At 46.3% G+C, this 14,851-nt stretch carries 12 protein-coding genes; 4 read left to right on the top strand and 8 right to left on the bottom strand.

All coding sequences use genetic code 11. From position 1 onward, the window contains the following. Positions 1–141: 141 nt before the first annotated feature. A complete protein-coding gene (locus tag FHQ30_RS07870) occupies positions 142–1,107 on the top strand; it encodes a calcium/sodium antiporter (protein WP_139610556.1) in 966 nt (321 codons plus the stop codon). A gap of 138 nt (positions 1,108–1,245) precedes the next feature. Next, on the top strand, positions 1,246–2,916 hold the full coding sequence (gene ettA / locus FHQ30_RS07865; protein ID WP_139610555.1) for an energy-dependent translational throttle protein EttA: 1,671 nt from the start codon (positions 1,246–1,248) through the stop codon (positions 2,914–2,916). 77 nt (positions 2,917–2,993) lie between these two features. Here the strand turns inward: ettA and FHQ30_RS07860 are convergent, their stop codons facing one another. Further along, the gene (locus FHQ30_RS07860; protein ID WP_139610554.1) at positions 2,994–3,971 is read right to left on the bottom strand and encodes an ABC transporter substrate-binding protein; all 978 of its coding nucleotides are present in this window, start codon (positions 3,969–3,971) and stop codon (positions 2,994–2,996) included. Positions 3,972–4,201: 230 nt separating this feature from the next. On the opposite strand from FHQ30_RS07860, the gene trhP reads away from it, so the two are divergent. After that, positions 4,202–5,587 carry a prephenate-dependent tRNA uridine(34) hydroxylase TrhP gene (trhP, locus tag FHQ30_RS07855; RefSeq protein ID WP_139610553.1) on the top strand — a complete coding sequence of 462 codons (1,386 nt, stop codon included), beginning with the start codon at positions 4,202–4,204 and terminating at the stop codon, positions 5,585–5,587. A 159-nt stretch (positions 5,588–5,746) separates the two neighbouring features. Here trhP and FHQ30_RS07850 read toward each other — a convergent pair whose 3' ends face one another. From FHQ30_RS07850 to metG, 5 genes are all read right to left on the bottom strand, one after another. Then, a complete protein-coding gene (locus tag FHQ30_RS07850; RefSeq protein ID WP_139610552.1) occupies positions 5,747–7,102 on the bottom strand; it encodes an anti-phage deoxyguanosine triphosphatase in 1,356 nt (451 codons plus the stop codon). Between the two features lie 67 nt (positions 7,103–7,169). Beyond that, positions 7,170–7,766 carry a 5'-deoxynucleotidase gene (gene yfbR, locus FHQ30_RS07845; protein WP_139610551.1) on the bottom strand — a complete coding sequence of 199 codons (597 nt, stop codon included), beginning with the start codon at positions 7,764–7,766 and terminating at the stop codon, positions 7,170–7,172. Positions 7,767–7,870: 104 nt separating this feature from the next. Next, positions 7,871–8,779 carry an OmpA family protein gene (locus FHQ30_RS07840; RefSeq protein WP_139610550.1) on the bottom strand — a complete coding sequence of 303 codons (909 nt, stop codon included), beginning with the start codon at positions 8,777–8,779 and terminating at the stop codon, positions 7,871–7,873. 256 nt (positions 8,780–9,035) lie between these two features. Beyond that, a complete protein-coding gene (gene cra, locus FHQ30_RS07835) occupies positions 9,036–10,028 on the bottom strand; it encodes a catabolite repressor/activator (protein ID WP_139610549.1) in 993 nt (330 codons plus the stop codon). Between the two features lie 74 nt (positions 10,029–10,102). Beyond that, the gene (metG, locus tag FHQ30_RS07830) at positions 10,103–12,139 is read right to left on the bottom strand and encodes a methionine--tRNA ligase (protein WP_139610548.1); all 2,037 of its coding nucleotides are present in this window, start codon (positions 12,137–12,139) and stop codon (positions 10,103–10,105) included. Between the two features lie 202 nt (positions 12,140–12,341). Between metG and apbC the strand changes: the two genes are divergently transcribed. Further along, positions 12,342–13,457 carry an iron-sulfur cluster carrier protein ApbC gene (gene apbC, locus FHQ30_RS07825; protein ID WP_139610547.1) on the top strand — a complete coding sequence of 372 codons (1,116 nt, stop codon included), beginning with the start codon at positions 12,342–12,344 and terminating at the stop codon, positions 13,455–13,457. 194 nt (positions 13,458–13,651) lie between these two features. On the opposite strand, the gene FHQ30_RS07820 is transcribed toward apbC, so the two are convergent. Beyond that, positions 13,652–13,870: a DUF1107 family protein gene (locus FHQ30_RS07820; RefSeq protein WP_139610546.1), complete on the bottom strand. Its 219-nt coding sequence runs from the start codon at positions 13,868–13,870 to the stop codon at positions 13,652–13,654. A 196-nt stretch (positions 13,871–14,066) separates the two neighbouring features. Further along, positions 14,067–14,851 (bottom strand): 3-deoxy-7-phosphoheptulonate synthase (locus FHQ30_RS07815; protein ID WP_139625161.1); only part of this gene is annotated, 785 nt, incomplete at its 5' end.

Genomic DNA, 14,851 nt, shown 5'->3' with positions numbered 1-14,851 from the left:
AGTCCAGCAGGAGGAGCCAATTTTCTCTGTTGGTGAGCTTTTATTTGTCTCCTTTTGTAAACGCTTTTTGTAAGCCAACAGTGTTTAGCCCATAGCCGTTATTGGTTACGGGCTTTATTTTTATCTGGAGTTTACCCCCTTATGCTGCTTGCTTGTTGTGCCATCATCATCGGTTTAATCTTATTGGTCTGGAGTGCCGACAAATTTGTCGATGGTGCCAGCGAAACCGCACAATATTTTGGCATGCCTAAATTGTTAATTGGGATGTTAGTGATCGGCTTCGGCACCTCTGCCCCGGAAATTGTGGTTTCGGTCACTTCTGCCATCCAAGGCAATCCGGGTATTGCCCTCGGCAACGCTTACGGTTCGAACATTGCCAATATTGCCTTGATTTTAGGGGTTACTGCCTTGATCAGCCCTGTATTGGTTGCGCCCTCTATTTTGAAAAAAGAGCTGCCACTGTTGCTTGCCGTCACACTGGTCTCTGCCGGATTATTATTCGATCGTGATATCAGCCGTTTTGATGGCATCATCATTTTATTGATGTTCGCTATCTTTATGTTTGTCAGCATTCGTGACGGCTTAAAAGTGAAAAGTGCGGTTCGAGAGCAAGATGCTGGTGAGAATCAAGGCAACATCAGCATCGGTAAAGCGATTGGGCTGTTACTATTTGGCTTGATTGTACTGGTGCTGAGCTCACAGCTGTTGGTTTGGGGCGCAGTGACCATTGCCAATTATTTTGGGGTCAGCCAACTGGTGATCGGCCTTACTATTGTTGCCGTTGGCACTTCGCTGCCTGAATTAGCCTCTTCAATTGCCGCCGCTCGCAAAAACCAACACGATTTGGCACTGGGCAATATTATCGGCTCAAATCTATTTAATACCCTTGCCGTGGTCGGTTTAGCCGCTACGATCCACCCGTTGCAAGCCGATAATGAAATAATAACCCGTGATATGCCGGTGATGTTATTCCTGACCGCTATTCTCTTTATCTTTGGCTATCGTTATCAAAATCCAAACGGTTATATCAAACGCTGGGCAGGGCTGATTTTATTGTTGTGTTATGTTGCCTACAACAGTGCTATTTTTCTACAAATTGCCAACTGAGTTGGTTGTTGTCCAATTTTTTAGCCAAAGTGCGGTCAGATTCAACGTCTGACCGCACTTTGCGTTTCTGCCGTAGCACCTACACCCAATTTCGCCTATAATAAGACGATTTTTATCCGAAAAATAAAGGAAACTACCATGTCCACCCAATTTGTTTATACGATGCACCGCGTCGGCAAAGTCGTGCCACCGAAGCGTCATATTTTGAAAAACATTTCTCTGAGCTTTTTTCCGGGCGCAAAAATCGGGGTTCTCGGTTTAAATGGCGCCGGAAAATCGACCCTGTTACGCATTATGGCAGGGATTGATACCGATATCGAAGGTGAAGCTCGCCCACAACCGGGCATCAAAATCGGCTATTTGCCGCAAGAGCCAAAACTGGATCCACAGCAAACCGTGCGTGATGCGATTGAAGAAGCGGTCAGCGAAGTCTCCAATGCGTTAAAACGATTGGACGAAGTGTATGCGTTGTATGCCGATCCTGAAGCGGATTTCGATCAACTGGCGGCAGAACAAGCCGAATTAGAAGCGATTATCCAAGCCCACGACGGTCACAATTTGCAAAACCAACTGGAACGTGCCGCCGATGCGCTGCGTCTGCCGGATTGGGACGCCAAGATCGAGCATCTGTCCGGGGGTGAACGCCGCCGTGTGGCACTGTGCCGTTTGTTGTTGGAAAAACCGGATATGTTGTTGTTAGACGAACCGACCAACCACCTCGATGCCGAATCTGTCGCTTGGTTGGAGCGCTTCCTGCATGATTATGAAGGCACGGTGGTGGCGATCACCCATGACCGTTACTTCTTAGATAACGTTGCCGGTTGGATCCTGGAACTTGACCGTGGCGAAGGCATTCCGTGGGAAGGCAACTACTCTTCTTGGTTGGAACAGAAAGAGAAACGTTTGGCACAAGAAGCCGCGACCGAATCTGCCCGTCAGAAATCGATCGAGAAAGAGTTGGAATGGGTACGCCAAAATCCGAAAGGCCGTCAGGCGAAAAGTAAGGCGCGGATGGCACGCTTTGATGAATTGAACAGCGGCGATTACCAAAAACGTAACGAAACCAACGAATTATTTATTCCACCGGGTCCACGTTTAGGCGACAAAGTGATCGAGGTAAGCAATCTGAGCAAATCCTACGGTGACCGCACGTTGATCGATGATCTGTCATTCAGCATTCCGAAAGGGGCGATCGTCGGCATTATTGGCCCGAACGGTGCCGGGAAATCGACGCTGTTCAAAATGTTGAGCGGACAAGAACAACCAAACAGCGGCAATGTTACCTTAGGCGACACCGTGGTATTAGCCTCGGTTGATCAGTTCCGTGACAGCATGAACGACAAAAAAACCGTGTGGGAAGAGGTCTCCGGTGGTTTGGATATTATGAAAATCGGCAACTTTGAAATCCCAAGCCGTGCTTATGTCGGTCGTTTTAACTTCAAAGGCGTTGATCAACAAAAACGCGTCGGCGAACTGTCCGGCGGCGAGCGTGGGCGTTTACATTTAGCAAAACTGCTGCAAACCGGCGGCAACGTATTGCTGCTCGATGAACCGACCAATGATCTGGACGTGGAAACCCTACGCGCATTGGAAAATGCGATTTTGGAATTCCCCGGCTGTGCGTTGGTGATCTCCCATGACCGCTGGTTCTTAGACCGGGTCGCCACCCACATTTTGGACTACGGCGACGAAGGCAAAGTGACCTTCTACGAAGGCAACTTCACCGATTACGAAGAGTGGAAAAAGAAAACCTTTGGCGCTGAAGCGGTGCAACCACACCGAATTAAGTACAAACGGATTGCGAAATAATCTTTTTGTATTTTGGTTTATAATGACAATGGGCGGTTTATCCGCCCTTTTCTTCTGCTTAAGCCCGCTGATATCGGTTATTCAGCTCCCACGACTCGAGTCGCTTTTTCTAATAACGCCTGCGGTACACTCACACCTTGTAGCTCTGCGGCTTGTGGATTAAGGTACAGATCCAGTTCAGTCATGCGAATAGTTTCTAAGTCCGGCACTTTCACACCACGCAGAACCTGTGCTGCCATTTTGCCGGTTTCAACCCCGATGTTATATTGATTGGTCGCCAGCGCGGCAATCGCACCACGCTCAACCGAGCCGAAATCAGCCGCAATCAACGGAATCTTATTTTCAACCGCCACTTTATACAATGCATCATAAGCCGATACCACGTTATTGTCGGTTGAGGTATAAATCACCTGCACCTTACCCACCAAACTTTTGGCAGCAGTGCTGATGTCGATGGTGCGCTGTGCCGGCACTGCCAACACACCGATGCCCTGTTTTTCTGCTGCGACTTTCAACATTTCCAGCACCGCAACCGAATTGACTTCACCGGGACTATACACATAGCCAATATTTTTCACATTTGGCACCAACGTGCGGATCAGCTCCACCTGCGGTTCCAACGGAATTTGATCGGAAACACCGGCCACATTGCCCTCATTTTTTCCCCACTGTTTCACCAATTTTGCTGCCAAAGGGTCAGTAATTGCACTGAAAATCACTGGAATTTGCCGGGTTGCTGCTGCAACCGGCTGGGCGCTTGGTGTCGTGATCGGAATAATCACCGCCGGATTGTCCCCCACAAATTTACGTGCAATCTGCCCAGCGGTGGCTGAACTGCCTTGTGCGTTTTGATAATCAATTTTAATGGTTTTACCGTCAACAAACCCCTCGTTCGCCAGCTGATCAATAATCCCCTTACGGATCTCCTCCAATGCCGGATGCTCGACAATCGTGGTGATCGCCACCTTTTGCGGCGCCGCAGCCACCGCCGCTGTACCACTGATCACTGCCAAACCGCCAAGTGCGGTCACTAATAATGTTTTTGCCAGTTTCATAAATCATGTCCTTTCTTGTTGAATAAGTGATTACAATCTTGTACCGCTGTACTAGTTTAGTAGTATAAATACTTTTTAGATAAATTCAATTACTTGTTACCTTTTTGCTGAAATTAACAACACAAGATTCGACCTTGCACAAAAAATAACAACAGGATAAAATCGCCGCTCGATTTATACCGCACTTTATTGGGTATAACCTGACCTGACATCAGACCAAAGAGATTTTTATGACCACTCAAACGAACTTTACGCCTGAACTGCTTTCGCCTGCCGGTTCACTGAAAAATATGCGCTACGCTTTTGCTTATGGTGCCGATGCAGTATATGCAGGGCAGCCACGCTACAGCTTGCGGGTGCGTAACAACGAATTTAACCATGCCAATTTGAAAATCGGCATTGATGAAGCCCACGCATTGGGCAAAAAATTCTATGTGGTGGTGAATATCGCCCCACATAATTCAAAGCTGAAAACTTTTATCCGTGACTTGCAGCCAGTGATTGATATGCAGCCCGATGCGCTGATCATGTCTGATCCCGGCTTGATTATGTTGGTGCGACAGCATTTTCCGCAGATTGATATTCACTTATCGGTGCAGGCTAATGCAGTCAACTGGGCAAGCGTCAAATTTTGGCATCAAATGGGCTTGACCCGCGTCATTCTGTCACGCGAATTATCACTGGAAGAAATTGCTGAAATCCGTCAACAAGTGCCGGAAATTGAGTTGGAAATTTTTGTGCATGGCGCACTATGTATGGCCTATTCCGGGCGCTGCCTGCTTTCAGGCTATATCAATAAACGTGATCCGAACCAAGGCACTTGTACCAACGCTTGCCGCTGGGAATATAATGTTAAAGAAGGGCAACAAGACGAGAGCGGCAATATCGTCAACCAAGTTGATCCAAGCCAACTGATTGATATTAAAAATGTTGCGCCGACACTGGGAGAGGGACAGCCGACCGATAAAGTCTATTTATTAAGCGAAGCGCAACGCCCTGATGAAGAAATGACGGCGTTTGAGGACGAGCACGGCACTTACATCATGAATTCAAAAGACTTAAGAGCGGTGCAGCACGTTGAAAAGCTGACCGCACTTGGCGTGCATTCGTTAAAAATCGAGGGTCGAACTAAATCATTCTACTACTGCGCCCGCACCGCACAGGTTTACCGAAAAGCCATTGACGATGCGGTTGCCGGCAAGCCGTTTGACGATAGCTTGATGCAAACCTTGGAGTCGCTGGCACATCGTGGCTATACTGAAGGTTTTTTGCGCCGCCACACCCACGACGAATATCAAAACTATGATTACGGCTATTCGATTTCTGAGCGCCAACAATTTGTCGGCGAGTTTACCGGCGTGCGTAAAAACGGGCTAGCCGAAGTGGCAGTGAAAAATAAATTCTTGCTCGGTGACGAAGTGGAAATGATGACGCCGAAAGGCAATATTGTGTTCAAGATTGAGCAGATGTTGAACCGCAAGAATGAAGCCGTTGAGATTGCACCGGGTGACGGTCATTTTGTATTTTTAGCCGTACCGGACGATATCGAACTGAATTATGCGTTGCTGATGCGCAATCTAGTAGACAGTACCACGCGCAATCCGCATAACAAATAAGCATTAAATTTAACAAAATATTTCATATTTGTTATTGATTTGTGAAATTTATTCAGTATAATAGCGCCATACCCTAAAAAAGTATGACTCCAAATATATTTTACCCTTCGGCTACGAAGGGTTTTTTTTGCCTATTACACTGCTGTTTACAACCGCTGATTACAATTGCTGGTACACTTTCAAGGCGTAAGCGTCCGACATGCCAGCGATATAATCACAGATAATCCGTTTTTTATCCGATTCAAGCGCACGTTGCCAGCGCTTTACCGTATTGGGTGGCAATAAGCGCTGCGGATCCGATTCAAAAATACGAAACAGTTCTGACAAAATCCGCTGCCCTTTGTATTCAATCCGTTGAGTATCTACATGGCAAATCACATTTTGCCACACAAATTTTTTCAGCACCGCCAGCACTTCTTCGACTTCAGACGGCAATTCAGCATTATAACGCAGTAATGGCTCTTCCAAATTGTGGTTCAGTTTCCAACGTGCCGAAGTGATAAAATAGTTCACCAATGCCCCAATTGCATTTTTTCGTTGATAGTGGTGCTCGGAGAACAACTTTTCGCTCAATTGATCGATATTTTGTCGAATCCATAATGATTGGCAAGCGCTCAACTGCTGATGCGCCTGCTGCCACTGCTGCAAGCTGACCATGCCGACCACGATCGCATCTTCCAAATCATGCACCGCATAAGCAATGTCGTCGGCCAGTTCCATAATGCTGCAATCCAATGATTTATAAACGGTTTTTAGGCTATCTTGTGCGGTATTTCGCGGTTGCTGAAAACGACAGAACTCCTGTTTATCGGTTGCAGTTAATGGGGTAAGCAACCAATCGAACACCGCTAAATCGTCACGAAACAATCCCTTGCCCGGTTTCCAGCTACGCATATTGATATAACGTGGATCATCCAAGTGCGCTGCAGTCGCTAGCTCAGCGTATTGCGGCGATGCCTGATCCAGAATGGCAGGATATTTCACTACGCCTAAAATCGCACGGCGTGTCAGATTCATGCCGGCTTTTTCGGTATAAGGCTCCAGCTTAGTGATCAAACGAAAGGTCTGCGCATTGCCCTCAAAGCCGCCATGTTGCGCCATCATATAATTCAGTGCCACTTCGCCACCATGTCCGAACGGTGGATGCCCGATGTCGTGGGCAAAACACAGCGTTTCAATCAAACTGATTGGGGGCAACAGCGGTTTCAGGGCTTTTTGCAGCGTAGTTTCGGCACAGTTTAACTCAACGGCGAGGGCTTGAAACGGTTCGAGCAAACCCAACTGTGCCGCCAGACTGCTGCCAATTTGCGCCACTTCCAGCGAGTGAGTCAAGCGAGTACGATAAAAATCATTTTCGCCGACAGCATGAATCTGGGTTTTTGCTTGCAGACAGCGAAATGCCGCCGAGTGCAGAATTCGTCCGCGATCACGCTGAAACGGCGAACGATGATCGTGTTCACGTTTTGGATCGTCGATATAACGCTGTTTCCACGCTTTTTGAATTTGAATCGTCATAGCTTTCCTTGATCTAACTGCACACTGCACGTTTCATTGAATTGATTAAACCGCACTTTGCCGTATATTACCATGTCAGTTCGTCCAATGCGCGCCCAAAGCTCGGGACAAATACGGTTAAAAAATATTCCATTTCGTCACTTTTCCACTCCCCCAGCAAACTTTGTAAGCGTTTCAGCGCCGGTACGAATTCTTGATTGCCGTGTTCCAATTCCGTGCGGGCTTTGATGTAAGCGCAAAGGAGGTCAGCTTGTTTCACAATATGCTTGTCTTGTTTATCGATCAATTCCGCGCACAACAATGGCGCAAAATCGGCTTGCAGCTCAGTCGGTAATAATGACAGCAGATGTTTTTCTGCTGCAATTTCAATCTGTTTGTAAGCCTGAGTGATCTCTTGATTAAAATATTTAACCGGCGTCGGCAAATCACCGGTAAAAATTTCACTGCTGTCGTGATACATCGCAATCAATGCAATCCGCTCCGGATTCACCTTGCCGTCAAAAAATTTATTTTTAATTACGGCAAGGGCATGCGCAACAAATGCAACCTGTAAACTGTGCTCCGCCAAATTCTCTTTATCAATATTTCGCATCAGCGACCAGCGCTGGATCAGCTTCAGCCGATCCAAACAGGCAAAAAAGTGGCTGGTTTTGGTATTAAACATACAAAAATAAATCCCCTATAATCAAAAATCTCCCTTTCTCGGTATGTTCTTCAAATTCGTCATGACATACAGAAAAAGGGAGATTCTCTTGGTGTTTTTAAACCTTATTGAATCGAATAAACCGTCACTTCCACCCGGCGGTTCGCTTGATCGCAGGCTTCGCGCATTTTGACATCGCTCGGGTTTCGTTTGGCACAATCTTTGGCAACCGGTTGTTCAGAACTATAACCCATCACTTCCATCGGGAAATGCACACCTTCCTGTTGTAATAAATTCAGCACTGTTTTGGCACGCTCTGCCGAGAGTTTTTTGCTGGTGGCTTTGCTCTCGCCCGGTGCACTGTGTCCGCTGATGACAATATGGCTGATATGGCGTTGATCTAAGCGTTTAAGATCAGCCGCCAGCTCCTTAATTTCGCTTTTTCCATCCGGATACATCCCTGCCAAATCGCCTTTATTGGTTTGAAACAACGTGCGTGCCGATAAAGAAAAATTTTGCAATACCGTTTTTTCTTTACAAGAATGCGGCTCAATCACCCGTGAAAGTGTCTGTTTTTGCACCGGCATACTGCGAATCGCCTGCTCCCCTCTTTCAGCCTCAACCCGTTGGAATTCCGGCTCCCCGTTTAGATTGGATACGACTTTGATAAAACTGCTCTGCTGCGACGGAATGGTGTAATAAACACCTTTATCTCTTTTAATTTGTCGATTATCACTGCTGCTGAAAGCCGTGCTGAATAAGTGCGTTTGCGCACATAATGAAACCGCTTTATATTGGTTTTCTTGCAGAGAGGTGTGGTAATCACTGTCAACATATACATTCACCGCAGGACCGTTGATGGCGCCAGCTTCACGATAAAAAATGACTTGCGACAAATTTTTATCCAAGTCTGTGGCATTCAAAAACGGCGATGTATAGGTTGACCATTTTTCAAAAAGCGGTGTCTGTTGGGCTTGAGCAATACTAGCATTACAGATCCATGCCATTGCCAAGACCGTAGCGATTTTCTTCATATAAGACCTAAAGTAGTGATAGTTGATATATCTGATGAACAAAACGTCGGTACCACTTTTGCCGACAAGTATTATTGCGGATCTTATTTATTGGATTTATCGATAACTGTTACATTATGCTAATCGTTAACCGCACTTTTATGTATTTTGTAAATAAGTGTTACTTTAATCGTACATTTTAAATTTTTATTGCGCGATTTCCAAGCCAAAAGCATTCAAAAATGTGATTTATTCTTTAAATTCAGAAAAATATACATTATAGCGCTTTAATAAAAATCTCACGCTCAATCCAGACCGGATAACTCAAACTGCCCTTTTTCTTTTTAGCTGTGGTTTGCTGTACTGCACTGAGTAAACTTTCAGCAATTTTTTGGTAAGGTTGAACCGCACTAATCACGGGGTTTGGCAACAATTCCAACATCTGCTGATCACCGAAGGTTGCAATCGTCAGTTGCGGTGGAATACGCCCTTGCTTTTGTAGCAGTACTTGGAGCACGCCTTGCAGCAAAGTAAGCGAGGTAATAAAAATCACATCCGGCAAAGCATTATGTTGCAACCATTCACCAAACACTTGCATCGCCGATTCGCGACTAAAGTGCGGTGCATATAAATACTCGGTGTGCAACGCATGCTGTTGCAACACTTGGCGGAAACCCAGTTCCCGTTCTTGACTGATCGGAAAATGCGGCTGCGCACCAAAATAGAGGATTGATTGCGGTTGACTGCTTTGCAGCAGCTTTACAGCCAAATGGCTGCTGTCTTCTTTATCATGATATAAAATATTAATATCGTTTAAATTATTGGCTTTACGGTCAAATCCGATAATCGGTATATTTTTGATCTGTTGATAAAAATCATCACTCGTCGAAAGTGCGGTCGAAACCACCAAGGCATCAATTTTTCTTGCCAACAGTTGTCTTGCACAGGCTTTTTCATTCTCGGCGTCATCGTTCGAGCAGGAGATAAACAGTTGATAACCGGCATTGCGACACAAGGCTTCAAAGCGCATCGCAATTTTAGCATAGCTAATATTTTCCAGATCCGGCACAATCAACCCGATGGTATTGGTATGTCCGGCACGCAAGCTAGCCGCCACTGGATTCGGCTTGAAATTATGTGCATTCACCACCGCCATCACTTTGTCAATGGTGCGATCGCTAACCCGAAATTGTTTGGCTTTGCCGTTGACTACATAACTGGCAGTCGTTCGCGATACCCCGGCTAATTTAGCAATTTCATCCAGTTTCATTGTTCTTCCTTGATTACAGCAAGTGCAACATTAAAAACAAAACCGCACTTTCAAGCAAAAGTGCGGTCTAGCGATTATTTCACTCGCATTCCGGGCTGAGCTCCGTCATCAGGTGTCAGCACAAACAGCTCACTACCGCCCGGTCCGGCAGCCAACACCATGCCTTCGGAGACACCGAATTTCATTTTGCGTGGTGCAAGGTTGGCCACCATCACGGTCAAACGCCCTTCCAGATCTTCCGGTTTATAGGCCGATTTGATGCCGGCAAACACTTGGCGGGTTTCACTGCCGATATCCAAAGTCAGTTTCACCAATTTGTTGGCTTCCGGCACAGCTTCTGCTTTGACAATTTTGGCGACCCGCAGATCGATTTTGGCGAAATCGTCAATTGAAATGGTCTCGGCAATCGGTTCATATTCAGATTTTTCCGTTGTTTTCTCTACTGTCGGCGGTGCAAGTTGCGCGTTTTCCACTTTCGATAGCTCCACTAATTCGTCAATTTGTTTACTGTCTAAACGGCTGAACAAGGCTTTGAACGGGGCGATTTGGTGTGCCAGCAACGGTGTGGATAGGCTGTTCCAGGTCAATTCGGTTTGTAAAAACGCTTCGCTACGCTCCGCCAATTTCGGCAACACCGGTTTCAAATAGCCCATTAAAATGCGGAACATCTCAATCCCCATCGAACAGACCTGATGTAATTCCTGATCTTTGCCCGCTTGTTTAGCAATCACCCAAGGTGCTTTGTCATCCACATATTTGTTGGCTTTATCTGCCAACGCCATAATTTCACGGATAGCCTTGCCAAATTCACGGTTTTCAAAATAGTTTGCAATCGTTTCCGACGCTTGGCTGAACTCCGCCAGTAATTCAGGATTTTCCAGCGTTGCCGCCAGTTTGCCGTCAAAGCGTTTTTGGATGAAACCGACGTTACGCGACGCTAAATTCACCACTTTATTGACAATATCCGCATTCACTCGTTGTACAAAATCTTGCAGGTTCAAATCCAAGTCATCAATACGATGGCTCAGTTTGGCGGCATAGTAATAACGCAGATATTCCGGGTCGAGCAGTTTCAAATAAGTTGCGGCTTGAATGAATGTACCGCGTGATTTCGACATTTTTTCACCGTTCACCGTCACATAACCATGCACAAAAATATTGCTCGGTTTGCGGTAATCACTGCCTTCCAACATGGCCGGCCAGAACAGGCTGTGGAAATACATAATATCTTTGCCGATAAAATGGTACAGCTCAGTTTTGCTGTCTTTGTGCCAAAACTCGTCGAAATTCAGGCCTTGGCGATCGCACAGATTTTTGAATGATGCCATATAACCGATCGGCGCATCCAGCCAAACGTAGAAATATTTGCCCGGTGCGTCCGGAATTTCAAAGCCGAAATACGGCGCATCGCGGGTAATATCCCACTGCTGCAAACCGGCTTCAAACCACTCCTGCATTTTGTTCGCCACTTCCTGTTGCAACGAGCCGGAACGGATCCAACTTTTCAACATGGCCTCAAAACTCGGCAAATCGAAGAAAAAGTGCTCCGATTCTTTCATCACCGGGGTTGCCCCGGACACTACCGAACCTGGGTTAATCAACTCGGTCGGGCTGTAGGTCGCCGAGCAGACTTCACAATTGTCACCGTATTGATCTTCCGCTTTACATTTCGGGCAAGTGCCTTTGACGAAACGATCCGGCAGGAACATGCCTTTTTCGGGGTCATACAGTTGCGAAATGGTACGGCTTTTAATAAAACCGTTGCTTTTCAGTTTGGTGTAAATCGCTTGCGACAAAGTGCGGTTCTCTTCGCTGTGGGTCGAATGATAATTATCAAAACTGATATTAAACCCGTCAAAATCGGCGCAATGTTCGCTTTTCACCTGCGCAATCAAGGCTTCCGGCGTGATGCCCATTTGATCCGCTTTCAGCATAATCGGTGTGCCGTGCGCATCGTCGGCACAGACGAAATGGATTTCATGTCCCCGCATCCGCTGAAAACGCACCCAAATATCTGCTTGGATATGTTCCAATAAATGACCTAAATGAATCGGACCATTGGCGTAAGGCAGGGCGCAGGTCACTAAAATTTTGCGGGCTGAGTTTGGCATAGTTAAACTTGAAATCCTTGTAGAAAATTTTATGGGATAAATAGGCAAAGATTTTAGCGCAACGCGGCTATTTTTACCAGTTGAACCGCACTTTGCGCCATATTGATTGATAATGCGGATTTTAACTTAACACATCCCGCCAAACATGATTAAATAGTAGCGACGAATTAACTTGTAACCCTATAAAAATAAAGGATTTACTATGAGCTTCTTTTCCTCTGCCACTGCATTGAGCGACACGCAAAAAAACCAGATTGAACAACTGGTTGCCGACTTTCGCGATCCGACCTTGCAAAAAAATCTGATTGAACTAAAAGCATTAAAAAAAATCGAACTCGGCGGCAGCACCCTGCGCCTCGAGCTGACCCTGCCATTTGCCTGGAACAGCGGTTTTGAATGCTTAAAAACCGCACTTGAAGCGGATTTACGCAAGATCAGCGGCACAAACGAAATCCGCTGGCAACTGAATTACCAAATCGCCACCCTGAAACGCGCCAATAATCACCCGGCAGTCAACGGGGTGAAAAATATTATTGCGGTCACTTCCGGCAAAGGCGGTGTGGGCAAATCGACTACGGCGGTCAACCTAGCATTGGCGCTGAAAGCGCAAGGCGCACGGGTCGGCATTTTAGATGCCGACGTATACGGTCCGTCGATTCCGCATATGTTGGGCGCAGCCGATCAACGCCCGACGTCGCCGGATAACAAGCATATGGTCGCGATTGAAGCGCATGGTATTTTTGCCAACTCCATCGGTTTTTTAATGCCTGCCGACAATGCCACCATTTGGCGTGGCCCAATGGCAAGCAGCGCCCTCAGCCAGTTGCTGCAAGAAACCTGGTGGCCGGATCTGGATTATCTGGTGATCGACATGCCGCCGGGCACCGGCGATATCCAATTGACTTTATCGCAACAGATTCCGGTGACCGGCGCCATTGTTGTGACTACGCCGCAAGATATTGCGTTGTTAGATGCGGTGAAAGGCATCGCGATGTTCGAAAAAGTGTCCGTGCCGGTGTTAGGTATCGTTGAAAATATGAGTGTCCATATCTGTGCCAACTGTGGTCATCACGAAGCGATTTTCGGTAGCGGTGGCGCACAAAAAGTGGCGGAAAAATACAATATTTCGGTTCTGGGGCAAATTCCGCTGCATATCCGTCTGCGTGAAGATTTGGATCACGGCACGCCAACCGTCGTTGCGGCGCCACAAGACGAAATCAGCCAATATTTCCTACAACTGGCGGAAAACGTCGCCAGCCAGCTGTATTGGCAAGGCAATGTGATTCCGGCGGAGATTATGTTTAGAGAAGTGAAGTGATTTTTGGTAAGCGCTAAAACAATGCAGCAACTGTATTTCCAAAAATAGAACGCAGCTGCTGCACTTCAATTGTTTATCAAGACATTGGGGACTCATTCACAGGGTACAATCGCCGACTGTGCCTGGTTTTTTGTTATAGCTATAACAAAAAACCCGTTAACGAGTAACGGGTTTCTAACTTCAGCTAAAACAGGTTATGTCGCCAGAGCTTGTTGTTGCAAGTGTTTTATATGTCGGTTGATTTCCGACATCACGCCAAATTTTTTAAGATTTTTCACTTTGGGTAATACAATTTTGCCTTGCTGGAATTCAAACAAGCCGATGCCTTGAATAAAAAAAGTACCGGAAAACAGAATTTTGACGTAACGGGCGATTTGAAAAGGATTGTAGCGTTGAAATACTCTGACTTGCATAATATCTCCTACGGATTTTGCTAGTTTATTTTCTTATTGTTTTGTATCTGGTTGTTTTGCATTCTGCACTACGTTGGACTACTAAAATGAACGTTGGTTCATTTTTTATTTTATACAAAAAGAGCGGTTAAATCTCATCGATTAACCGCTCTTTTGAAGTGGATCACACTATTTTAACATAATGTTATTACAACGATTATTTCCCGGCACGACGCGCTTTGACCGCACTTGCCAGATCGCGTAAAACCTGCTCACTATCCGCCCAACCCAGGCAGCTGTCGGTAATACTTTGCCCGTAAACCAGTTCTTTACCAACTGCTAAATCTTGGCGTCCTTCCACCAAATGGCTTTCAATCATCACTCCGAAAATTTGTGTTGAACCGTTGGCAATTTGTTGGCAAACATCGGCAGAAACATCCAGCTGTTCTTTGAATTTTTTGTGACTGTTGGCATGGCTGAAATCGACCATTACATGGGCTTTTTTGCTGGCTTTGGCTAATGCAGCACACACTTTTGCCACAGATTCAGCATCATAGTTGGTATTATTATCGCCACCACGCAGAATAATGTGGCAATCATCATTGCCTTTGGTAGTGACAATCGCCGAGTGCCCGAACTTAGTGACCGACAAGAAATTGTGCGGTGCTTCCGCCGCCCCAATTGCATCCAGCGCCACCCGCACGCTGCCGTTGGTCGCATTTTTAAAACCAACACCGCAAGACAAACCGGATGCCAGTTCACGGTGTACTTGCGATTCAGTGGTACGCGCACCAATTGCGCCCCAGCTCATAAAATCTGCCACATATTGCGGGGTGATCATATCCAAAAATTCGCCCGCGGCCGGCACGCCCAGATCATTGATATCCGACAACACCTTGCGTCCAATCCGTAAACCGTCATTAATTTGGTAGCTGTCGTTTAGATATGGATCATTAATCAAGCCTTTCCAGCCGACGGTGGTGCGCGGTTTTTCAAAATAGA

The sequence above is a fragment of the Testudinibacter sp. 'clade 2' genome (assembly GCF_006227735.1).
GTDB lineage: Bacteria > Pseudomonadota > Gammaproteobacteria > Enterobacterales > Pasteurellaceae > Chelonobacter.
This window is presented reverse-complemented; position numbering and strand designations above follow the sequence as displayed.